Raw genomic sequence first — 21,835 nt, forward strand, 5'->3', positions numbered from 1 at the left:
TCAGTTCACCGCCTTGCGGACGGCCTCGGCGACGATGTCGGGTCGCGGCAGCGCCGCCTCCTCGAGCTGACGGGCATAGGGGATCGGCACCTCGGCGGTGCACACCCGTGCGATCGGGGCGTCGAGCAGGTAGTAGCCGTTCTCCGCTGCGCGAGCGGCGATTTCGGCGGCGATGCCGACGCTGCGCCAGCCTTCGTCCACGACGATCAGGCGGTGCGTGCGGGCGATCGACGCGAGGACGGTCGCCTCGTCGAGGGGGCGCAGCGTGCGCAGGTCGATGACCTCGGCGGAAATGCCCTCACCGGCCAGCTGTTCGGCCGCGGCCTCCGCCACGCGCAACGCGCCACCGTAGGACACCAGGGTGGCGTCGGTTCCGGAGCGCCGGATGACAGCCGCATCGATATCGACCGCACCGGCATCCGAGGGCAGCTCGCCTTCGCCGTTGTAGAGCGCGATCGGCTCGAAGATCAGCACCGGATCCGGATCCTGCAGCGCGGTCCAGAGCATGCCGCGCGCGTCCGCGACGGTGGCCGGCGACAACACGCGCAGCCCCGGGATGTGCGCGTAGAACGCCTCGAGGCTGTGCGAATGCTGGGCTCCCAGTTGGCGTCCCGCACCGGTGGCCATCCGGATCACCAGCGGCACCCCGAGCTGACCGCCGGACATGTGCCGCAAGGTGGCCGCGTTGTTGAGGATCTGGTCCAGCGCCAGCAGGCTGAAGTTGACGGTCATGATCTCCACGATCGGTCGCAGGCCGCCCAGCGCCGCACCGATGCCCGCGCCGACGAAGGCGGACTCGCTCAATGGGGTGTCACGGACGCGCTCGGGGCCGAACTCGTCGAGCAGTCCCCGGCTCACGCCGAAGCAGCCACCGTACGCGCCCACGTCCTCCCCCATCAGGAACACCCGCTCATCGCGGATCAGGGCTTCGCGCAACGCTTCCCGGACGGCTTCGCGATAGGTGGTCATCTCGTCTCCGCGTACACGTGGCGGGTCAGGTCGGTGATCGGTTCCAGCGGCGCGGCCTCGGCCGCGGCGACCGCGGCGTCGATCTCCGCGTCGACCTCCGCCTCCAGCTTCACCTGCGCATCCGATGCGACGGCTCCGGCGGCGGACAGCTCGGCGAACAGCCGTGGAATCGGGTCGCGGGCTTTCCATCGCTCGATCTCGGCCTTGTCACGGTAGCGGTCGGCGTCGTACATCGAATGTGCGCGGAAGCGGTAGGTGCGCAACTCCAGGAAGCACGGGCCGCGCCCGCCGCGAATGGACTCCAGGGCCCGGCGCGCCGCCGCCGCGACCTCGACCGCGTCCATGCCGTCGACCGGCCACGACGCCAGCCCGTACCCGGCGGCTCGCAGCGAGAGATCGGTGACCGCGTGTTCGCGGCGCAATGCCGTTCCCATCGCGTACTGGTTGTTCTCACAGGCGAACAGGACCGGCAGCCGCCACAGCGCGGCCAGGTTCAGGCATTCATGGAATTCCCCCTCCGCGACCGCGCCGTCGCCGAACAGGCACACGGTCACGGTGTTCTCACCACGCAACGAGTCCGCGAGCGCCAGCCCCACCGCCAGCGGCAGCCCGCCGCCGACGATGGCGTTGCCGCCGTAGAAGCGGCGCTGCCCGTCGAACAGGTGCATGGACCCGCCGCGCCCGTGGCTGCATCCGGTGGCCCGGCCGTACATCTCGGCCATGACGGCGTCCATCGGGACGCCGCGGGCCAGCGCGTGCCCGTGCTCACGGTAGGTCGACACGACGGCGTCACCGGGCTCCAGGACGGTCAGCAGTCCGGCGGCCACCGCTTCCTCCCCGATCGACAGGTGCAGGAATCCGCGAATGGCCTCGGTGCTGTAGAGCTGGACACAGCGTTCTTCGAAGCGGCGGATGCGGATCATCTGACGCAGCAACGCGATTCGCTCGTCGATCGCGGCCTGGTCGATCGCCGCGGTCATCGGGCGCTCTCCAGCGTCGAGACGTCGCCCTCGGGAAGTCCGCGGTCGCGGGCCTTCAACAGGCGCCGCATCACCTTTCCGCTGCGGGTGTGCGGCAGCGACTCGGTGAACACGATCTGCTTGGGCGCGACCGCCCCCAATTGTCTTCTGCCGAAGGCGATGATGTCGTCGTGCAGCTCCGGCGAGGGTTCGTGGCCGGGCCGCAGTTGCACGAAGGCTTTGACCAGCTCGCCCGCCACCGGGTCGGGGGTGCCGATCACCCCGGCTTCGGCGATGGCCGGATGCGCCATCAGCACGCTCTCGACCTCGAACGGTCCGATCAGGTGCCCCGCGGATTTGATCACGTCGTCGGCCCGGCCGACGAACCAGAAGTACCCGTCGCCGTCGCGCCGCGCCAGGTCCCCGCTCAGATACCAGCCGGCCGCGAAAGCCCGTGCGTACTTGACGGGTTCGTTGCGATAGCCGCGGAACATCGAGGGCCAGCCGGCCCGCAGGGCGAGCTCGCCGACCTCGTCGTCGGCCGCGTACTCGACCGCGCCGTCGGTGATCGCGGCGCGGCCGTCGGGGCCGCGGCGCAGGACCGTGGCCTCGATCCCCGGCAGCGGGCGGCCCATCGAACCGGGCCGGATCTGCTCGGCGGCCAAGTTGGCGATCATGATCGCGCCCGTCTCGGTCTGCCACCAGTTGTCGTGCACCGCATGGCCGAGCACCCGCTTGCCCCAGACGACGGCCTCGGGGTTGAGCGGTTCGCCCACGCTCGCGACGAACCGCAGGCTCGACAGGTCGGTGCCCGCCGGCAGCTCGTCGCCGCGCCGCATGAGCATGCGTAACGCGGTCGGGGCGGTGTACCAGACCGATACCCGTTCGGTGGTGAGGATGTCGTACCAGCGCCTGGCATCGAACTCGGCCTCGTCGCTGATCAGCGTGACGCCCAGAGCGAGTGGAGCGATGACGCCGTAGGTCATGCCGGTGACCCAGCCGGGATCGGCTGTGCACCAGAAGATGTCACCGGGGCGCAGGTCCAGGGCGTAGTGTGCGCTGATCCGGTGCGCGAGCACGGCCCCGTGCACGTGCACCGCGCCCTTGGGCATTCCGGTGGTGCCGCTGGTGAAGTGCAGCAGGGCGGGATCCTCGGGGGCCGTTCGCACGATCGGGAACTCCTCGGGAACCAGTGCCATCGCCAGGGCGAGACCCACGGTGTCGTCGATCTGCGGGTCGTCGACACCGGCGTCGGTGAGCAGCACGTGCCGCAGCGCGGGCACCGCCAGGCGGTTCGGCGCGATCTTGCGGCGGTACTGGGCCGCGGTGGTGATCAGCGTGGTGGCACCGGAGATCTCGAGCCGCTGCCGTACCGGTTCGGGTCCGAAGGCCGAGAACAGCGGCACCACCACGCAGCCGGCCTTCCAGGCCCCGAGGCAGGCGATGTACAGCTCCGGGGTGCGGCCCAGCAGCAGGCATACCCGGTCGCCCCGGCGCACGCCCAGGTCATGCAGCACGTGCGCGAATCTGTTACTGAGAGCGGCGAGTTCGGCGTAGGTGAGGGTGGTGGCATCGCCCGCAGCCGACAGCCAGCGCAACGCCGGTGCGTCGGCCAGCGGCGTGCCCAGGTGCCGGTCGACGGCCTCGTGGGCGATGTTCACGCCCCCGCCGGGCAACTCGTCCAGACAGCGGCGCGCGGACTCCCAGGTGAATTCCCGGCACGCCATCTCGTACGCCGTGAGATTGGCTTCGGCCCGCTCGCGCGCGGTCTTGTCGATCGGTTCCCAGCGCATCGTCTCTCGCACCGGCGTGCCCTGGTGGTTCGCGGTCTTCATCGGTACCTCCCGTATCCAGTCAACGACCGCGACCCCGGCAGAGGGCAGGGCGTAAAGACCATCGCCGCGAGGACCTCCGTCGCCGGTGCTGTGGCACGAGTCCTCTGCCCCGCACGTCCGCTCGGAGCGCAGGCTCGAGCCAATACCCGAGTGCGCGATCACCGTCCGAAAGGCCGTATCCGATGAGCCATCACACCGATCCGTTCGCGCCCAGCGTGCACACCGCTCACGAATGGCTGGCGGCAGTGGCCCGCGGCATCGACACCGAGGACCGATCCGTCGCCCATCGCGCCCTGCGAGCCTGGCTGCACACCGTGCGCGACCGGTTGAACGTCAATGCCGCCGCGCACGTCAGCGCCCAGCTGCCGGAACTGCTGCGCGGGATCTTCTACGAGGGCTGGATGCCCAGCCAGGTCCCGGTGCCGCACGACGTGCCGTCTTTCCTGACCCAGTTCGCCCGTGGCGCGGGTGTCAGCACCGAGGAAGCGGTCCCGCTCGCGGGCATCGTCACCGACACCCTCGCCGACCTGTTCTCGCCCGGCCAGCTCGATCACGTGCTGGCGCAGCTGCCCGTGAAGCTGCGCTTCATCCTGCTCGGGACCGATCTGTCGGCCAGCTACGCGGGTGCGGCGGTATTCCCGGAACCCGACGTGCCGCAGATCGAGGCGCTCGAACGCCGTGTGCACGCGCTGACCGAGGCGGTGACGGCCCTGGTGCACGGACTCGAGTTCCCCACCGAGGGCGAATTCGATACCGGCGCGGGGTTGTCGGCGGCGCAGCGCGCCCACCGGATCCTGCTCGCCGAGGGCCTCGCCGGCCCCGACCACTGACGAGGACGAGGACGAGGACGAGGAACATCATGCCGATCCGATCCACCCTCCCGCTCGGCCGCGTCGCCGGCGTCCGCCTCGGCGCGCATTGGTCGGCCGGGGTGACGGTGGGACTGTTCACCTGGGTACTGGCCTCCTACCTGCGGGGCACCGCGAGCCCCGGAATCATCTGGGTGGCGGCGTTACTCGGGGCGCTCACGCTGATCGCGTGCCTGCTCGCCCACGAACTGGCGCATTCGATCGTGGCCACACGGCACGGAGTCCGGGTCGAACGCATCGTGCTGTGGCTGCTGGGCGGCGCGTCCGAGCTCGCCGACGAACCCCGCGACGCGCGTACCGATCTACGGGTCGCGCTGGCCGGGCCGGCCACCAGCCTGCTGCTGGGCGTCGTGGCCTACGGCGCGGCGGCGTTGGCCGCCGTCTTCTCCCCCGGCGGACCGGTGACCGCCACCCTGATCTGGCTGGCCACGGTCAATGTCGTTCTCGCCGTGTTCAATATGCTGCCCGGAGCGCCCCTCGACGGCGGCCGGGTGGTGCGGGCGCTGTTGTGGCGCCGCAGCGGTGACCGTCTGCGCGCTGAGACCACCGCCGCCCGCATCGGCCGATTCGTCGGTATGACGCTGGCCGGTCTCGGCGTCGCCGAGATCTTCGCCGTCGGCGACTTCGGCGGCCTGTGGCTGATGCTGCTGGGCTGGTTCCTCTACACCGCCGCCAATAGCGAACTGATGCTCGCGGGTCTGCGACACCGACTGGGCGACACCACGATCGGCGAGATCATGACACCCCATCCGATCTCGATCCCCGCCGATCACACCGTGGAACAGCTCCTCGGCTCAGACATCGTCTACACCCATCACCGCGTCTTCCCCGTCGTCGACGCCGAGGGCCGACCCCGCGCCGTCCTGGCCTGGGCCGATCTGCTGCGCCCCCGCGCCGCCGTCCACCCCGGCCTGCGCGTGTCCGAACTGGCCCGCCCCCTTCAGCCCGCCGCGATCGCCGGGCGCGACGCTCCCCTCGGGGACGTGATCGCCCGAATAGTCCTGCGTCCCGATCTGGACGCCATCGCCGTGGTGGACCCCTCCGGCCGGCTCGCGGGCGTGGTCACCGCCACCGACCTCGCCCTCGCCTGTGACCGCTCGGCCCTCGGTCTGCCCGCCCACCCCACGCAGACCTCCTCCTGACCGGCGCCCCACGCTCGAGAGTCGGTGAACTCCGCGATGCCGGGCCGGTCAGCTCACGCCGGGCGGAGGTGCGGATTCGGGCGGTGCTGCATCGAGGACAGGCGCGCGGACTCGAGATCTTCCCGGGTTCGCAGGTCCTCGGCGCTCAGCACATAGGCGTCGGGTCCCGGAAAGATCAGCGTTCGGTGCCCGGTGTCGGTCCAGTGCACCAGGTATGGCGGTTCCCCGTCCTTGCCGTGGACTTCCTCGATGAGACCGCGGCGAGGCGTGCCACCGGTGGTGCGATGCTCTGCGATCAGCCAGTCACCCTGTGTAGCAAACATGATTCGAACCTTCCTGTCTCGCTCGGCACTCGATGTCATCCTCGTCCGGCTTCCGATCCGGGGGAAGGGCCGGAGGTCCCGGCGGTCAGGTCAGGCGGCACCGGTATCGGGCATGAAAGTGAGTGCGTCACCGATCACTTCGTCGAAGCGGGTCGGGTCGGCGAGCAGCCAGCAGTGCCGGCCCTCGACGGTGACCGTCCGGATCTCCTCATGCGCGGCCCGCAGCGTCTGGGTCGCGGCTGCGGGGATCACGTTGTCCTCGTTGCTCCAGACGATCAGTATCGGCAGGCCCCGACGGCCGAGTTCGGCGAGTTCGGCGGTCAGGTTCGCGGTTCCGACTTGGCTGCCTTGTCGACAGCCCGTTCGGGCGAGGTCCGGCTCCGGCGCCGTTCGTCGATCACGGTGTCGGGGGCGGGAGCAGGTGGTCGTCGGCCAGGACGAGGGCCAGGAAGGCCCCGGTCACCCACGCCATGACCGCGGCCATGGCCGCGCCGCCCAGTATGCCGATGACCGTGACGAGGATCGGCGGCTGTCCTGGCTGCCACAGCGGCGAGGTCACCATGAGGAAGGCCAGCAGACCGGCGACCCAGCCCACCGCGTTCGACAGGATCCACAGGGCGGCCCGATCGGTGAAGCGACGCAACACCATCCACTGCGCGATGCCGATGGAGAACACCATGATCAGCGAACCCGCGACGGCCGCCGGAAGCTGCGCCCAGACGGGCCACTCGCCGAATTGCTCGCCGTAGAGCATGGGTAGCACTCCGACGGTCCAGGCCACCACCGCGGCCGCCGCCGTGGCGACCATCCAGTCCCGGCTTCGCAACCGGGACAGCCGCGTCCGCAGGACCCCGGCTTGGAAATACCCGAGTACCGTGCCTTCGACGGCTCCGGCGCCGAGCATGGACATCACCAGCACCGCCGCACTCGCGTGCGCGGTGAGGGCGCCGGCGAGCGCGGGTGCGAGGAACCCGAGCATCTCGCCCACGGTCACCCTGGTGAACCAGCTCCGGCGCAGATCATGCTCCGCCACCGTGTCCCCGTTCGGCGTCGAGAGATCGATCACCACATAGGGATCCGGCTCCGTCGTCGTCCGCGGGTGCGCGCGCCGATAGATCATGTCGAGGCGCTCGTGGGCGACGGTGTCCGGCATCGCGACCACGGCGACACCGCGCCGCCATCGGCCCTCGATCCGGATCGAGGCCGCGCGCGGTGTCCGGAAGTTTCGCCACCAGTTCTTGGCGCCCGCGTGGCCGACCCGGATCACCGCGCTGTCGCCATCGAGCACGTATCCCACCGGCAGCGCGATGTGCCGGCCGGAAGATCGTGCCTGATACCGCAATTCCCCCACCGAGTGCCGCAATGCGGTGGGCAGCCGCAGCGCCATCAGCACCGCCGCAGCTCCCATTCCGGGTGTTTCGTATTTGGTTGCCACCGTGTCCTCCGTCTGTACCCCGGTCGAGGCGCTATCCCGATGGTCGCGCCCGGCGCTCGGTGAGGACAGAAGCCAAAGTCCCTACCCGCGACGGCCTTTCGACGCTGCCGTCGCGGCTGGAACCCGCGATGCGCGGCGGCAGCGACGATGACGGGTGGATTCGGACCGCGTGCGCGGCGATACGTTCCGTCATGATGTCCGCTCTCGCCACGGTCGGGGGATGAATCGCTATTCCGCCGACTCGACCTGGATATTGCGCACCGGCTCCTCCGGCTCACCGAGAGGAACGCTCACGGTGAGAATGCCTTTCGCGTAGCTGGCGTGGACGCCGTCCTCCTGGGCGCCCGGGGGGAGAGCCACCGTGCGGACGAAGGAGCCGTAGCTGAACTCCGAGCGACCCTTGTCCTCGTGCTCCGCGGTGCGCTCGGCCTTGATGGTGAGTCGGCCCTGGTGCACCGAGACCTGCACGTCCTTGGCCGGATCGATGCCCGGGATCTCGGCGCGCACGGTGTAGAGCTTGTCGTCCATGGTGTCCTCGACGCGCAGCGGGTGCGTGCCGAACATCGGCACGGTGGGCGATACCACGGCGTTCCACAGTTCGGCGAGATCCGGCAGCATCGCTCCGGACTGACGGTGTAGCAGGCTCATCGCAATCCTCCTCCTGGAAGTCGATGTGTTCTGACACAACAGATTTCACTCCGGGTAGGACGAAGTTCCCAGAGCTTCACGACTCCCGTTCGAGGGCCTTTGGTCCTCGTCTTCCCGGACCCGGTCCTGCTGTGTGGTCGCGATCGGCAGCGCACCGCACTCGGATCGTCGCCGCGTGGCTCACGCCGCGGAAGCCTCGCCGGGATCCCGAGGGCCCTGATCGAGCCGCAGGGGCGGGTATGCGTCGGTCATTAACGCGGAATAGGCCAGGACTCGGTAGAACCATCGGTTGACGCCGATGACGAAGCCGAACAGTCCGCGGGGGTAGCGGCCGGTGAACAGCAGCGCCACGGCGGCGATCAGGACCAGTACGCCGATCAGCGGAATTGTGGTGCGGCCGCCCTCGTCGTCGCCGCCCCCGAGCGCCACGCCCCCGCTGAGCAGCGCGGCCAGAATCAGGTAGTGCGGGATGGCCAGCAGCCACCACTTCACGAGCACGAGACCGCGCGAAAGCCGTTGCGGGTAGTCGATTTCCAGGTCCGCCGGGTAGTCGGTCCGGCGCAACGTGAACGGCGGATACTTGTCGGTGCCCAGCGCTGCGTAGGTGTAGAACTGCACGCGCCAGGACCAGCGCATCACGCCCACGCTGAAGTCGAACAGGGAGCGGGGGTAGCGCTCGGTGAACAGGATGGCGAACCACGCCGCCACCGTGGCCACCCAGAAGGCGATCCACAGGAAGAACAGCACGACGTAGTGGGGTATCGCGAGGATCCATTTCACCAGCCACAGCCAGCGTGAGAGTGGTTCGTCCAGATCGCCGCGCAGTCGGACGGCGTTGTATTCGGGGGTCATGTCGGGCTCCTTGCGGGATCGCCGGCGGAATCGGGGCCGGCTGCTCTCGATCGTGCGCTGCGACCGATGGCTCTGGGCAGCGGCCGAAGTCCCACGCCCGGTGGCATTTCGACGTCAAGGGGCCCGGTGCGCGTCCCGCGCCGACTGGGACGTTGGTCCCCCGCGCACCGGGCCCCAATGCTCTGTCGCACGCCACGCGGTGCCGAGCAGGCTGAATCCATCGAGCTCATCTCTCATCAGGAGTCGTCATGGCACCGGAGACGCCCGTCCCGCCGCGGGAACCGCAGCAGATCTTCCGCGATCGCCGTGAAGCCGGGCGCGTGCTGGCCCGGCTGCTCGAGCACTATCGCGGCGAGCCCGATCTGCTCGTGCTCGGCCTGGCGCGCGGCGGCGTGCCCGTTGCCTGGGAGGTAGCCGCGGCCCTGGACGCACCTCTGGACACGTTCATCGTGCGCAAGCTGGGCGCGCCCGGGAATCCCGAATTTGCGCTCGGGGCGCTGGCCTCGGACGGACGCGTCGTGGTGAACGACGATATGGTCCGCGCGCTGCGCGTGAGCCCCGAGCAGCTGCGATCCATCGCACGGTCCGAGGCGCACGAGCTGACCCGCCGCCAGATCGTCTACCGCGATGGCCGCGCACCGATCGAGGTGGCCGGGCGGACGGTCATTCTGGTCGACGACGGCTTGGCCACCGGCGCGAGCATGCTGGCCGCGGTCGAGGCGCTGCGTGTGGAGGAGCCCAAGCGCATCGTGGTCGCGGTCCCCGCCGCGCCGGAGTCCAGTTGCCGCGAGTTCGGCGCGCTCGTGGACGAAATGGTCTGCGCCACCATGCCCTCCCCGTTCCGGGCGGTCGGCGACTCGTTCTGGAATTTCAGCCAGGTCACCGATGCCGAAGTGCGCACCCTGCTCACTACGCCGACAGTCGGCGCGGCGGCCCCGGTCGCCGATCCGGTCGTCGTGCTGCGGGCCGCCGCGCTCGAGGCGCCCGCAGGCGTCCCGCCCGAACACGCGCTGGACGATCTCATCGGCGATGCACGGTTCGTGCTCATCGGCGAGAGCTCGCACGGTACCGAGGAGTTCTACGCCGCGCGGGCGGCCATCACCGGCTGGCTGATCAGTGAGCGCGGTTTCGCCGGAGTCGCCTGTGAGGCCGACTGGCCCGACGCCTACCGGATCGACCGCTATGTCCGCGGCCTGGGAGCTGACGATTCACCCACGCACGCGCTCAGTGGATTCGAGCGGTTCCCGGGCTGGATGTGGCGCAATACGGTGGTGCGCGAATTCGTCGAATGGCTGCGGCTGCACAACGACCAGCGCCGCCGCGAGGGGCGCGACTGCGCCGGATTCTACGGCCTGGACCTGTACTCCATGCACCGCTCGATGCGCCGGGTCGTCGACTACCTCGAACAGGTGGATCCGGCCGCCGCGCGCCGCGCCGCGCGCCGCTACGCCTGTTTCGACCGTGTCTCCGAGGAGGACGGTCAGGCCTACGGTTTCGCCGCGGCGTTCGGAGGCGGGGAATCCTGCCAGTCCGAGGTGGTCCGGCAGCTGGTCGAGTTGCGGCGCGCCGCAGCGGATCTCGTCGAGGCCGGCGATGGCGACGCGCATTTCGACGCGCTGCAGAATGCCTCGACGGTGCGTGACGCCGAGGCCTACTACCGGGCCATGTTCGGCCCCCGGGTGAGTTCGTGGAATCTGCGCGACGTGCACATGGCCGACACCCTCGACGCCCTGGCCGCCCAGCTGTCCCGGCCGGACACACCGGCACGGATCGTGGTGTGGGCGCACAATTCTCACGTAGGCGATGCTCGCGCCACCGAGATGGCCGCCGACGGGCAGCTCTCGCTGGGACAACTGGTGCGTGAGCGCCACCCCGGGCAGTGCCGCACCATCGGATTCACCACCGCCTCCGGTACCGTCACCGCGGCGAGCCGCTGGGACGGCGCGGCCGAACGCAAGACCGTGCGTCCACCGCTGCCCAGCAGTATCGAGGAACTCCTGCACGACACCGGGATTCCCGCGTTGTATCTGCGCACCGACCGGCCCGACAACGTCGCCGACATTCTGCGCACGCCCCGCTTGGAACGCGCCATCGGCGTCATCTACCAGCCGGGCACCGAACGCCAGAGCCACTACTTCCACACCCGCATGGCTGATCGATTCGACGCCGTCATCCACATCGACCGGACCACCGCGCTCCAACCGCTCGTGCCGGACAGCACCGACGCCGCGGGCACGGTCCCGGAGACCTACCCGAGTGGACTCTGAGCCCGAAATCGCCGGGCGTCAGGCCCTTTCACCATCCCGAGCTCGCATGATCCGGATCGGTCTAGGCCCCCGGCGCCGTTTCCGGCGGCCCAGGATGATCCACCGGTGCCGGGCTGTCGTGCTCACCGGCGTCGAGCGCGGCGACCGTACGGAATCCGTCGGCCAGACACTCGGCCAGCACTGCCGGATCGGGCACCGCGGCGGTGTCGGAATTGATTCCGATACAGCAGGTTCCGGTGTGCGAGATCAGAGTGATGTTGAACGCGGTGCCGGTGGTGGGCCCGAAGGCGTAGACGCGCTCGACCTTCGCGCCGGCCACGTAGAGCGCGACCGGGGACCCCGGGACGTTGGAGGCGACGAAATCGACGTGTTTGAACATGCTCGTGACCAGGCCGACCGGCACCCTGTTGAAGGCGGCCGCGACGGCGTTCGACAGCGGGATCGCAGGTTCGCGTCGCCACCGCTCGACCGTGTCGCCGAGGGCGCGCATGAGATCGACCACACCGTCGACGGCGACGGGGACAGCGAACCGGGCGATGGTGATGCGGTTGCCGCCGATCGGATCGCCGGTGTGCCGCAGGCTGATCGGCATGGCCACCCGCAGCTGCTCGACCTGATGCCCGTGCCGGCTGTGGTAGACGCGCAAGCCGATCAGAACCGAAGCCAGAAAGGCGTCGTTGACCGTGCAGCCCGCCCGGCGCGCAGCGCCGTGCAACGGCTCCAAAGGCACCTCCAGCACCGCCAGCCGCCGCCCCAGACTCCGCCCGGTCATCTGGGGTGACAGCGTTCTGGTGATCGGCCGGGCGAGCCGGAGCAGCGATTCGGCCATCGCGACACCGTCGCGGACCGCACCGACAGGGTTGGTGACGGCACGCCGGGCGATCGGCGGTAACGCCGCCACGCCCGCGCGCACCAGGTCCACGCCCGCCGACCAGTTCCACGCGACGATGTCGCCGAACACCCCGCCTTCCGATGGCGCGGGGGCGGGGACCGATGCGTGCACGGTGCCCGCACGGCTGAAATCCAGAATCTCACCGGCGATCTGGATGCCACCGATACCGTCGGTGAGGCTGTGGTGAACCTTCAGCACGAGTGCGCTCCTCCCCCCGTCCAGACCGCCGAGCACGGTGAGCCGCCACAACGGCCGGGCCGGATCGAACGCGGACATGACCTCGGTGCGGGCGAACTCGATCACCGACGCCAGGTCCGCGGGCTCCGGAAGGGCGAGGTGGCGGACATGCCAGCGCAGGTCGAAATCGGGATCGGGGGTCCACCGCGGCGGCGTGAGCCCCCACGGCGCCGCGACCAACCGATGCCGGATCCGCGGCACCGCCCGCGTCCCCCGATCGAGCACACGCAGCAACCGATCCCAGTCCGGTTCGGCGTCGAGCATCAGCACCGTCACAATCGTCGAACGCAGATTCGGATCCTGCTCCATGCTCCACGTGAACAGGTCCGACTGAGTCATGTGCGAGTCGTGTGCGGTCATTGTCCCTACCATCCCGGAATGCGCGAATCCTGTATTACTCGCCGGGCGATTTCACTGTCTCCACTGTGACCGGCCCGACCCGTGATCGGCAGGGGCGAAGGTCACCCCGGTGGCGAGCATTCGGGCACTGCGGCCGCGGCCCGGGGAGGGGCCACAGCGACGGTCGTATGGGGACCATCGGCCCTACGGCGCGGGATGCCCACGCGCCCATGCTGATACACGGCGTCGAAGTCGTCGGCGGCCGTCCCACCGTTCTCGCGCTAGGAGCAAACCATGACCACATCCACTCGGCAGCAGTCCGCGCAGCCCTCGCAGACCGAGCGTCTGTCCGACGAGGTTCTCGAATCGGCCAAGGCCGGACAGCGCGCCGCCAGCGCCGCTGTGCACACGTTCATCAGCACCGTCGACGAGGCGATCCGCGAGCGGCGGGAGGCGATTCGCGAGGACTCGGCGCTGCACGCGCTGCGCACGACCCTCGTCGACGCCGGGCTGGAACTGTCGGACAAGCTCATCACGGCGCAGTACGAGTTCCTGCGCAGCGTCGTGCGCGACGCGAGCGGGGCGCTGAACAAGCCGAACCAGCCCGACAGCGACCAGCAGTGAGCCACACCGCGAGTACTCGCCCGTGAGGAGACGCCCGGTGGCCGTGTCGGCACAGTCGGCAGCAGCCGGGCGCCTTCGCCGGTCCGGTGTCAGCCGCCGCAGGTCGCCGAGTGTCGAAATACCCTGCCACACAGGAAGAACGACCGTATCCGCCGGATTCGGACCACCCCGACACTGATGGTATGAGCGTCAACGATGATGTGCGCGGCCGTCCGGTGCCCGATCCAAGTACAGTCTCCGCGGTGATCGAGCTGGCGGCGCGGGCGCCGTCGGTGCACAACTCCCAGCCCTGGCGGTGGCGGTTCGACGGTGTCCACCTGAATCTGTTCGCCGACGCCGAGCGGCTGCTCTCGGCCGCGGACCCGCTCGGACGCCAGCTGGTGATCAGCTGCGGAGCGATGCTGCATCATGTCCAGGCGGCCTTCGCCGACCGCGGCTGGCACACCGACATCGTCCGGGTGCCGCAGGCGAAGCGCCCGGATCACCTGGCGGCCATCGGATTCCGGCCGTGGGTGGATCCGCCGCCCGAGATCCGCGCGCACGTGCGCGCCATCACCCGGCGCCGTACCGATCGGCTGCCGCTGCTGGAGCCCAGCGGCTGGGAGGACCTCGTTCCCCGGCTGCGCGAACTGGCCGCGGCACGGGACGTCCGGCTCGACGTGCTCGCCGAATCCGCTCGCCCACGGCTCGCCGCCCTGTCCCGCGAGTACGCGACCCTGCGCGGTCACGACCAGTTCTACGACCTCGAACTGCATACGTGGGCAGGGAATTCCGATACTCGCGATGGTGTTCCGCCGGCGGCCCTGGTCTCGGACGCGGAGTTCGCCCGGGTCGGCGTCGGCCGCGTCTTCCCGGCGGGTCCGCGTTCCACCCGCCGCGGTCCCCGCACCGACCATGCCCGGCTCGTGGTCCTCAGCGCGCTGCCGGACTCGGTCCCGCAATGGCTGCGCATCGGCGAGGCCCTCTCCGCGGTGCTGCTCGAGTGCGCCGCCGCCGGCCTCGCCACCTGCACCCTGACCAACATCACCGAATTGCCGCCCGGCCGAGACCTTCTCGCGAGCTTGATCGGTGGTCCCGGCATTCCGCAAGCGGTCATCCGAATCGGCTCCGCCCCACCCGATGAGGCCGCCGCGCCCCCGCTCACTCCCCGTCGCCCGGTCACGGACATCCTCACCTTCGGGTGAGGCCGCGGCCGGGCCGGGGAGAGCCGGAATCACATCGTCATCGGGGGCAGGATGCCCTGCTGGTGCAGCCACATCATGACCGCGTGGCACATCTGCATCAGCGGCGACGACATATCCATGGTGTTCATGCCCATCGATCTCAACTCCTCGCGGTCGGGTGGGGGAAGTGCTCTATTCGGATGGCACCACGATGATCGGGCACTCCACGGTGTGCAGCAGCGCGTCGCTGGTCGAGCCGAGCAGCATGCCGGTGAAGCCGCCGCGGCCCGCACGGCCGACCACGAGCAGCTGCGCGTCCTCCGAGGCGTCCAGCAAGGACTGGATCGGCCGGTCCCGCACCAGGATCCGACGAACCTGGACATCCGGGTAGCGTTCGCCGAAGCCGGCGAGCCGCTCGGCGAGCAGTTCGGTCTCGCGTTCGCGCACGGCGTCCCAGTCCGGCAGCGGCAGTCCCACGCGGTTGATGTCGCTCCAGGCGTGCAGCGCGTCCAGGCCGACCTTGCGGCGGGACGCCTCCTCGAAGGCGAGTTCCAGCGCAGGCATGCTCTGGGGTGAGCCGTCGATTCCCACGAGGACGGGCTTCTCGGCCGCGACCGGGTCGATGGCCGCGGTCGTGCGCACGACGGCGACCGGGCACTGCGCGTGGCGGGTCACCGCGGTACCGACCGAACCGAGCAGACCGCGCCGGATCGCACCGCGACCATGGCTGCCCACCACCAGCAGGCCCGCGTGCCGTGACCGTTCGATCAGGGTCGGTATCGCCGTGTCGAAGATGATGTCGGAGTTGATGGTCAGCGCGTCGCCGACCGCGGCCGCGCGCGCCACCCGAGTCGCCTCGTCCAGTACTCGCCGGCCGTCGAGACGCAGCCATTCGGTGTCGGTCTCGGTGAGCACCGCGCCCCGGCCCCACCCGCCGGAGACCGCCACCGAGGTGACGATCTCCAGCGGCGCGCCGTGCAGGCCCGCGTCGACGGCCGCCCACGCGACTGCCAGGTAGGAGACCGCTGATCCGTCGGTCGCGACGACGACCGGAGGATTCAGTTGTCCGCCGGGGGAATCGGCGGCGCCGCTCGCCGGATCGGAACGCTCGCTCATTGCCGCGCGCCCGACGCCCGGAGCGCGGTGAGCCGCGACGTGTACTCGGCCTCGTCGATCTCGCCGCGCGCGAAGCGCTGCGCCAGAAGTTCTTGCGGCGACGGGGATTCGTAACGCGGCGCGCCGCCCCGGTCGGGGACCGCGAACCGGATCGCCAGGACGATCCCGCCGATGACGAGAGCCCAGAAGATCAGCATTCCGACGCCCATCCCGGCATAACCCCAGCCACTCAGATCGTGGTCGTTCCAATACATCATGGCGACGCCTCCTTCTGTCGTTCCGCCATCACCGGTGGTCAGCACCGGATGCCTCGAGGACCCCGGCCTGGCCGGTGGTCGCGCCGCCGTCGATCACGAATTCCGAACCGGTCGAGAAGGTCGCTTCGGTGACCAGGAAACGCACCATGGCGGCCACCTCCTCCGGCTCGCCGAACCGCGGCAGCGGCTGGGTGGCGGCGATGGACTCGTCCAGCCCGGCGGTCATCGCGGTGTGGATCGGGCCGGGGTGCACCGAGCACACCCGGATGCCGGACGAACCCAGTTCCAGCGCAGCTGCTTTGGTCAGCCCGCGCAGCGCCCACTTGCTGGCGACGTATCCGCTGATCCCGGCGTAGCCCATGAGCCCGGCGGTCGAGGACACATTGACGATGGCGCCGCCGCCCGCGGCGCGCAGGCGGGGCGCGGCGAGCCGCATGCCCAGCCAGGCCCCGACGACGTTGACGTCCAGGACGTGGCGGAACAGGTCGGGCGATTCCGTTTCCACGGTCCCGAAGTCGAGGATTCCGGCGTTGTTCACCAGGGCGGCCAGCGGGCCGAATTCGCGTTCGGTCTCCTCGATCACCCGCTGCCAGCGGGTCTCGTCGGTGACGTCGAGGTGATGGAACCGCGCCTGCGGCGCGAGGGTTTCGGCGAGCTCGAGCCCGTCCTCGGTCAGCAGGTCGGCGATGACCACACCGAAGCCCGCCTTCACCAGTTCCGCGACCACCGCCGCGCCGATTCCCCGCGCCCCGCCCGTGACGATGGCGCTCCGGTCCGCGAACTCGGTCATGGCTGGTCCTCCGATCCGTGCGAATCCGCTGTTCGGTCACAGCATCCCGCGCGCACCCACCGGCCCGAGACGGCCGAAAGTCACCGGTTGTGAGGGCGATTGCCGGGCCATCGGTCCCTGCGGAAATCGCGTCGGGCGGCCCAGGATCGATATCGACGCCCATCGAGAGGAATCGACCCCATGAGAACAGCGACCGCGACCGGCATCGGCGTGGCCTCGGCCCTGGCCGGACTGGCGATCGGCTATCGCCTCTTCGCCCGGAACAAGTGCGTGACCTGGGGCTCGACCGCCGAGGAGGTCGGTCGCGTCATGCCCGGTGACGAACTGCTACCCGATGCCGGAACCGTCACCACCCGCGCGATCACGATCGCGGCGGCGCCGGAACAGATCTGGCCCTGGCTGGTGCAGATGGGTCCCGGCCGCGGCGGGGCGTACACCTATGACTGGATCGAGAACCTGCTCGGCCTGAACATGCACAGCGCCGACGAAATCCTGCCGCAATACCAGCGGCTCGCGGTCGACGACGTGCTGCCGATGGGCACGTCCGGTCCCGCCATGCGGGTCGCCGTGCTGGACGGCCCGCGCGCCTTCGTCCTCGCCTCGACCGACCACCACTGGGTGTGGTCGTTCGGGCTGTACCCGACCACCGAGGGCACCCGGCTGATCAGTCGCAACCGCATCGCGCTCCCGGGCGCCGGTCTGCCGCAACGCGTGTTCTATATGCTGATCATGGAGCCCGGCAGCCTCGTCATGGAGGCGAAGATGCTGCGCGGGATCAAGGCGCGCGCCGAACGCACCGGCGCGCCACTCGCCCCGGTGACCAACGTCCCTGATCAGCGAGCGGAAAGCCCGTATGTTCCGCAGTGGCCGACGAGAACACTCGGAGGATGACCACCATGAACGCCACCCCGCTCGTCCCCGACCATCGCACCCTGATGTCCGCGATGCGCCTGGCGTCGCGCGCGCCCTCGGTGCACAACACCCAGCCCTGGCATTGGCGCTTCGACGGCGAGCGCCTGCACCTGCACAGCGACCCCGACCGGGTGCTGGTCACCGCCGACCCGCAGGGTCGTCAGCAGGTGATCAGCTGCGGGGCGATGCTGCACCACGTGCGCACCGCGTTCGGCGCGCACGGCTGGCACACCGACACGACTCGGATGCCGGATCCGCTCGATCCGGGCCGTCTCGCCGAGATCAGTTTCCGGCCCTGGCCCGGCCCCCCGGCCGGGCTGGTGGCGCGGGCGGGCGCGATCGACCACCGCCGCACCGACCGCCTGCCGATGGACCCGCCCGCGCACTGGGATGACGTGGCACGCACGCTGCGCATGCTGGTGTCCCCGCATTACGTGGACCTGGAAGTCCTCGACGACTCCGTGCGGCCGAGGCTGTCGGCGGTGTCCGAGCAGGCGGCCGCGCTGCGCCGGCACGATCAGATGTACCAGGCCGAAATCGGCTGGTGGGCCGGTCATTCCGGATTCCCCGAGGGAATCCCCACCGACGCGCTGATCTCCGACTCCGAGCGCGCCCGGGTCCGGGTGGGACGGGCGTTCCCGTCCGCGCCGCACTCCGCGCGCCGTCCCGATATCGAGGACCGGTCGCGGCTCGTCGTCCTCAGCACACCCGGCGATTCGGCCGCCGAATGGCTGGCCACCGGCGAGGCGCTCTCGGCGATCCTGCTCGAATGCACCGTAGCCGGTCTCGCCACCTGCGCCCTCACCCACATCACCGAATTGCCCACGGGCCGAAACATTCTCACCGGATTCCTGCCCAGGCCCGGCCATCCGCAGCTGGTCGTGCGCATCGGCGCCGCCCCCGCCGACGAACCCGAGCACCCGCCGACGCCACGCCGGCCGCTCGCCGACACCCTCACCATCGACCGGCACTGACCCGGAGGAGGTCGTCCCATGCGAGCGATAGTTTTTCATGGTCCCGGCCGGAATTCCTGGGACGACGTACCCGATCCCGCCATCGCACAACCCACCGACGACCGGGCGACACCGTCGCGATCATCGGCGCGGGCCCGATCGGCCTGGCCGCGATCCTCACCGCACAGCTCTACAGCCCCCGCCATATCGTCGTGATCGACCTGGCAGACAGCCGACTGGCCGCCGCCGCGAAACTCGGCGCGGACGTCATCGTCAACAGCGGCCGCGATGATCCCGCCACCGTGATCGGCGAACTCACCAGCGGCCTCGGCGCGGATGTCACCATCGAAGCCGTCGGCGTCCCCGAAACCTTCGAGACCGCGGTCGAACTCGCCCGCCCCGGTGGCCATGTCGCCAATATCGGCGTCCACGGCGCCCCCGCGACCCTGCATCTCGAGCGGATCTGGATTCGCGACCTCACGATCACCACCGGACTGGTCGACACCTACTCCACGCCGCGCCTGATCGACCTCGTCGCCGGCGGCCGCCTCGACCCCGCCGCGATGATCACCCACCATTTCACGATGAGCGAATTCGCCGCCGCCTACGACACTTTCGCCCGCGCGGGCGAGACCGGTGCGCTCAAAGTCGTCATCACCGCCGAATAGGCTCGCCGACCGGGTACGACACGATTGGATCAGGCGGCGAATCGGGTCAGGTGGCGAGGATCGCGAGCAGCGTCGCGCCGACCAGCACCACCGCGAGGGCTGTCACGAAGGCGATCAGGGCCCAGTCTTCCTGCGTACGGGGGAGTTTGGTTGTCATGGCTGAATTCCTCGCTGCGGGGTTCGGGCGGATCGGCCCGTCGGATCTGATCGTCCGCCATGACGGGCACCCGGTGAAGAAGCCGAAGTCCCTGGCTCCGTGGCCTTTCGGCGCTGATCGCCCATCGGTCCGCGCGGACATCGGCCCGCTCATCCGGCCGGGTCCTGCGGGCGGGCCCGCGCCGCGGCGAGCAGGTCGGCGATCGCGGTGTGGATGCCGTCGGCGATCCGGTCCAGATCCGGGGTCGAGTCGTAGTCGCCGGTGATGCCGAAGGTCAGCTGGTCGCCGTAGCTGAGGATGGCGATGCCGGTGCGCAGGCGCATGGCGATGGGGATGGCCGGAATCAGCTCCAGCACTTCGCGTCCCAGCATCGACAGGGTGCGGCGCGGGCCGGGGATGTTCGTCGCGACCGCGGTCACCCCGCGCTGGGGCAGGTGCGACCACAGCCGCATGCCCCAGGCGACCGGCGCGAACGGCAGCCGCCCGGCCAGGGCGAGCAGCGACTTCTCCGCCTGCGCGGCGCCGCCGGACTTGTGCCGGGCCATGCGCTGATGAATGGTGATCAGGCGTTCCACCGGGTCGTCCAGATGCAACGGCAGCAGGGACAGGACCGCGGAAACCCGGTTGTCCAGCAGGGATTTCGCGTCGGCCGCCCGCATCGACACCGGCACCAGGATGCGCACCGTCTTGCCCGTGGGCTGTTCCCCGCGGCCCAGCAGCACGCCGCGATAGGCCGAGGTCACCGCGGCGAGCACGACATCGTTGACCGTCGCGTCCAGGCCGCGGCCGATCTCGCGGATCTCCGCCAGGGAGGCGCGGGCGATCGTGTAGCGCCGCTGGCGGCCGATCGGGCCATTGAGCGAGGATGCCTCGGGCACCGAGACGAACGCGGCCACCACCGGGATCAGACTGCGCATCATCCCGACCGCGTAGCGCGGCACGTCCAGCGGCAGTCGCAACCCGGTGACGACGCGGTCGAGCCAGTCCGGTCCAGCGGTCGCGTCCGCCGGCGGTACCTCACGCAGCCGCGGATCGGATTCCTGTGCATCACACAGTCTTTCGAACAGGCTCACGCCGGAGACGCCGTCGACGAGGCTGTGGTGCGCCTTCACGATCAGCACCCAGCGCGCATCCGTCAAGCGCTCGACGACGACACATTCCCACATCGGATGATCTCGGTCCAAACGTTCGACGAGTTCGCCGGCCACGAACTCACGCAGGGTCTTCTCGTCGGCGGGTTCGGGCAGGGCGGCCCATCGAATATGGTGGGCCAGATCGAAGTTCGGGTCCTCCTCCCACACCGGGGCGGTCAGATCCAGTGGCGCGCGCCGGATTCGTTGTCGCAGGCGCTGGTTCGCCGCGACGCGCTCGGCCAGCATGGCCGAGAATTCCGCTCGCGCCGGTGGCTGCCCGGCCAGGATCGCCACCGCCGCGATGCCGAGGCTGATGCGACGGTCCGCGTCCTCGAGTTCGATGAATCCCGCGTCCAGCGGCTGTAATTCGGTCATGACCGACACCTGATCTTCGTTATGCGCGGACAACGATCGCCGGGGTTTCGACGTTGTGCAGCACGGTGGAACTGGTGGATCCGAGTAGCAAGCCCTCGAATCCGCCCCGGCCGCGGCTGCCGACCACGACCAATTGCGCGTACTCCGATTCCCGCAGCAGTGCCTGGTGCGGGCGTTCCATCACCATCAGGCGGCGAACCGCCACGTCGGGATAGCGTTCTCCGAATCCGGCGAGCCGCTCGGACAGCAGTTCGTTCTCCCGCGCGCGCAGCGGCTCCCAGCCGATGAGCGGCACGTACGAACCGAGAATATCGGTCCAGGCGTGCAGCGCGGTCACCCCGACCTTACGCGCGGCGGCCTCGGCGAAGGCGAGTTCCAGCGCGGGCACGCTGTGGGGTGTGCCGTCGACCCCGACCAGCACCGGCTTCTCGGCGGAGAGCGGATCGGTCGCCGCGGTCGCATGGATGACCGCCACCGGGCATTCCGCGTGCCGAACGACCGCGTCGGCCACCGAGCCGAGCAGCCCACCCCGGATCGCGCCGAGACCGCGGCTGCCCACGACCACCGTCCGCGCGGTCCGGGACTGCTCGATGAGGTGTCCGACGATGGGTGCGCAGATCACTTCGGTCGTGATCGTGACGGCCGCCCCCGTCGCGCCGGCGCGCGCCACACGACTCGCCTCGTCCACGATTCGCTGCCCGTCCCTGGCCAGCCGCTCCCGATCGTCGGGCCCGAGCAGGTCGACCGGGACCTCGCCGACGGGCAGCGAGATCGAGGTGACGATGTGCAGCGCGCAGCCGTGCAGTCCGGCGTCCACCGCGGCCCACACGGCGGCCTGGTACGAGGTGGCCGACCCGTCGACGGCAGCGACGATACGCGTGCCCGGGGCGTCGAGATCAGTGGTCATGATCGGGTGTCCT

General features: G+C 70.0%; 20 protein-coding genes and 2 pseudogenes. 8 read left to right on the forward strand and 14 right to left on the reverse strand.

Features of this window, described 5'->3' with window-relative positions:
* Genes ACFYTS_RS12455 through acsA form a run of 3 tightly spaced genes read right to left on the reverse strand, consistent with a single transcriptional unit; the run spans position 1 to position 3,763 of the window.
* The gene (locus tag ACFYTS_RS12455; protein ID WP_387303497.1) at positions 1-969 is read right to left on the reverse strand and encodes an alpha-ketoacid dehydrogenase subunit beta; all 969 of its coding nucleotides are present in this window, start codon (positions 967-969) and stop codon (positions 1-3) included.
* A complete protein-coding gene (pdhA, locus tag ACFYTS_RS12460; RefSeq protein ID WP_387303500.1) occupies positions 966-1,949 on the reverse strand; it encodes a pyruvate dehydrogenase (acetyl-transferring) E1 component subunit alpha in 984 nt (327 codons plus the stop codon). The genes ACFYTS_RS12455 and pdhA overlap by 4 nt, the downstream gene beginning before the upstream one ends.
* Positions 1,946-3,763, reverse strand: a complete 1,818-nt coding sequence (gene acsA, locus ACFYTS_RS12465; RefSeq protein WP_387303503.1) for an acetate--CoA ligase — start codon at positions 3,761-3,763, stop codon at positions 1,946-1,948. Before acsA ends, pdhA begins: the two co-directional genes overlap by 4 nt.
* A gap of 182 nt (positions 3,764-3,945) precedes the next feature.
* Between acsA and ACFYTS_RS12470 the strand changes: the two genes are divergently transcribed.
* Both ACFYTS_RS12470 and ACFYTS_RS12475 read left to right on the forward strand, forming a co-directional pair.
* Positions 3,946-4,593, forward strand: coding sequence for a DUF2267 domain-containing protein (locus ACFYTS_RS12470; RefSeq protein WP_357283780.1), 648 nt, complete (start codon positions 3,946-3,948; stop codon positions 4,591-4,593).
* A 29-nt stretch (positions 4,594-4,622) separates the two neighbouring features.
* Entirely contained in the window at positions 4,623-5,774 is a 1,152-nt protein-coding gene (locus tag ACFYTS_RS12475; protein ID WP_387303506.1) for a site-2 protease family protein, read from the forward strand.
* Positions 5,775-5,827: 53 nt separating this feature from the next.
* Here the strand turns inward: ACFYTS_RS12475 and ACFYTS_RS12480 are convergent, their stop codons facing one another.
* The 5 genes and pseudogenes from ACFYTS_RS12480 to ACFYTS_RS12500 form a co-directional block, all read right to left on the reverse strand.
* Positions 5,828-6,097 carry a DUF1918 domain-containing protein gene (locus ACFYTS_RS12480; RefSeq protein WP_387303509.1) on the reverse strand — a complete coding sequence of 90 codons (270 nt, stop codon included), beginning with the start codon at positions 6,095-6,097 and terminating at the stop codon, positions 5,828-5,830.
* A 90-nt stretch (positions 6,098-6,187) separates the two neighbouring features.
* Positions 6,188-6,349: a hypothetical protein gene (locus tag ACFYTS_RS12485; RefSeq protein WP_387303512.1), complete on the reverse strand. Its 162-nt coding sequence runs from the start codon at positions 6,347-6,349 to the stop codon at positions 6,188-6,190.
* Between the two features lie 145 nt (positions 6,350-6,494).
* On the reverse strand, positions 6,495-7,532 hold the full coding sequence (locus ACFYTS_RS12490; RefSeq protein ID WP_387303514.1) for a hypothetical protein: 1,038 nt from the start codon (positions 7,530-7,532) through the stop codon (positions 6,495-6,497).
* 228 nt (positions 7,533-7,760) lie between these two features.
* Positions 7,761-8,180, reverse strand: a complete 420-nt coding sequence (locus ACFYTS_RS12495; RefSeq protein ID WP_357283794.1) for an Hsp20/alpha crystallin family protein — start codon at positions 8,178-8,180, stop codon at positions 7,761-7,763.
* Between the two features lie 180 nt (positions 8,181-8,360).
* Positions 8,361-9,008: pseudogene (locus tag ACFYTS_RS12500) on the reverse strand (DUF4389 domain-containing protein); the annotation flags it as partial.
* 272 nt (positions 9,009-9,280) lie between these two features.
* On the opposite strand from ACFYTS_RS12500, the gene ACFYTS_RS12505 reads away from it, so the two are divergent.
* Positions 9,281-11,299 (forward strand): erythromycin esterase family protein, encoded by a 2,019-nt coding sequence (locus ACFYTS_RS12505; RefSeq protein ID WP_387303517.1) that lies wholly within the window; start codon positions 9,281-9,283, stop codon positions 11,297-11,299.
* A gap of 61 nt (positions 11,300-11,360) precedes the next feature.
* Here the strand turns inward: ACFYTS_RS12505 and ACFYTS_RS12510 are convergent, their stop codons facing one another.
* Entirely contained in the window at positions 11,361-12,788 is a 1,428-nt protein-coding gene (locus tag ACFYTS_RS12510; protein ID WP_387303520.1) for a wax ester/triacylglycerol synthase domain-containing protein, read from the reverse strand.
* 273 nt (positions 12,789-13,061) lie between these two features.
* On the opposite strand from ACFYTS_RS12510, the gene ACFYTS_RS12515 reads away from it, so the two are divergent.
* Both ACFYTS_RS12515 and ACFYTS_RS12520 read left to right on the forward strand, forming a co-directional pair.
* A complete protein-coding gene (locus ACFYTS_RS12515; protein ID WP_357283802.1) occupies positions 13,062-13,391 on the forward strand; it encodes a hypothetical protein in 330 nt (109 codons plus the stop codon).
* Positions 13,392-13,573: 182 nt separating this feature from the next.
* On the forward strand, positions 13,574-14,575 hold the full coding sequence (locus ACFYTS_RS12520) for an Acg family FMN-binding oxidoreductase (protein ID WP_387303523.1): 1,002 nt from the start codon (positions 13,574-13,576) through the stop codon (positions 14,573-14,575).
* A 171-nt stretch (positions 14,576-14,746) separates the two neighbouring features.
* On the opposite strand, the gene ACFYTS_RS12525 is transcribed toward ACFYTS_RS12520, so the two are convergent.
* Genes ACFYTS_RS12525 through ACFYTS_RS12535 form a run of 3 tightly spaced genes read right to left on the reverse strand, consistent with a single transcriptional unit; the run spans position 14,747 to position 16,717 of the window.
* The gene (locus ACFYTS_RS12525; protein ID WP_387303526.1) at positions 14,747-15,670 is read right to left on the reverse strand and encodes a universal stress protein; all 924 of its coding nucleotides are present in this window, start codon (positions 15,668-15,670) and stop codon (positions 14,747-14,749) included.
* Positions 15,667-15,972: an SHOCT domain-containing protein gene (locus ACFYTS_RS12530; RefSeq protein WP_387303529.1), complete on the reverse strand. Its 306-nt coding sequence runs from the start codon at positions 15,970-15,972 to the stop codon at positions 15,667-15,669. The genes ACFYTS_RS12525 and ACFYTS_RS12530 overlap by 4 nt, the downstream gene beginning before the upstream one ends.
* Positions 15,956-16,717 carry an SDR family oxidoreductase gene (locus ACFYTS_RS12535; protein WP_387303531.1) on the reverse strand — a complete coding sequence of 254 codons (762 nt, stop codon included), beginning with the start codon at positions 16,715-16,717 and terminating at the stop codon, positions 15,956-15,958. Before ACFYTS_RS12535 ends, ACFYTS_RS12530 begins: the two co-directional genes overlap by 17 nt.
* A gap of 180 nt (positions 16,718-16,897) precedes the next feature.
* Here ACFYTS_RS12535 and ACFYTS_RS12540 point away from each other — a divergent pair, with 180 nt between their 5' ends.
* From ACFYTS_RS12540 to ACFYTS_RS12550, 3 genes and pseudogenes are all read left to right on the forward strand, one after another.
* Positions 16,898-17,608 (forward strand): SRPBCC family protein, encoded by a 711-nt coding sequence (locus ACFYTS_RS12540; protein ID WP_387303534.1) that lies wholly within the window; start codon positions 16,898-16,900, stop codon positions 17,606-17,608.
* Positions 17,605-18,603 carry an Acg family FMN-binding oxidoreductase gene (locus ACFYTS_RS12545; RefSeq protein ID WP_357283810.1) on the forward strand — a complete coding sequence of 333 codons (999 nt, stop codon included), beginning with the start codon at positions 17,605-17,607 and terminating at the stop codon, positions 18,601-18,603. The genes ACFYTS_RS12540 and ACFYTS_RS12545 overlap by 4 nt, the downstream gene beginning before the upstream one ends.
* A 98-nt stretch (positions 18,604-18,701) precedes the next feature.
* Positions 18,702-19,250: pseudogene (locus tag ACFYTS_RS12550) on the forward strand (zinc-binding dehydrogenase); the annotation flags it as partial.
* Between the two features lie 306 nt (positions 19,251-19,556).
* Here the strand turns inward: ACFYTS_RS12550 and ACFYTS_RS12555 are convergent.
* A complete protein-coding gene (locus tag ACFYTS_RS12555) occupies positions 19,557-20,915 on the reverse strand; it encodes a wax ester/triacylglycerol synthase family O-acyltransferase (protein WP_357283812.1) in 1,359 nt (452 codons plus the stop codon).
* A gap of 19 nt (positions 20,916-20,934) precedes the next feature.
* A complete protein-coding gene (locus tag ACFYTS_RS12560; protein ID WP_357283815.1) occupies positions 20,935-21,822 on the reverse strand; it encodes a universal stress protein in 888 nt (295 codons plus the stop codon).
* Between the last annotated feature and the right edge of the window lie 13 nt (positions 21,823-21,835).

The sequence above is a fragment of the Nocardia sp. NPDC004151 genome (genome assembly GCF_042874235.1).
Lineage (GTDB): Bacteria > Actinomycetota > Actinomycetes > Mycobacteriales > Mycobacteriaceae > Nocardia.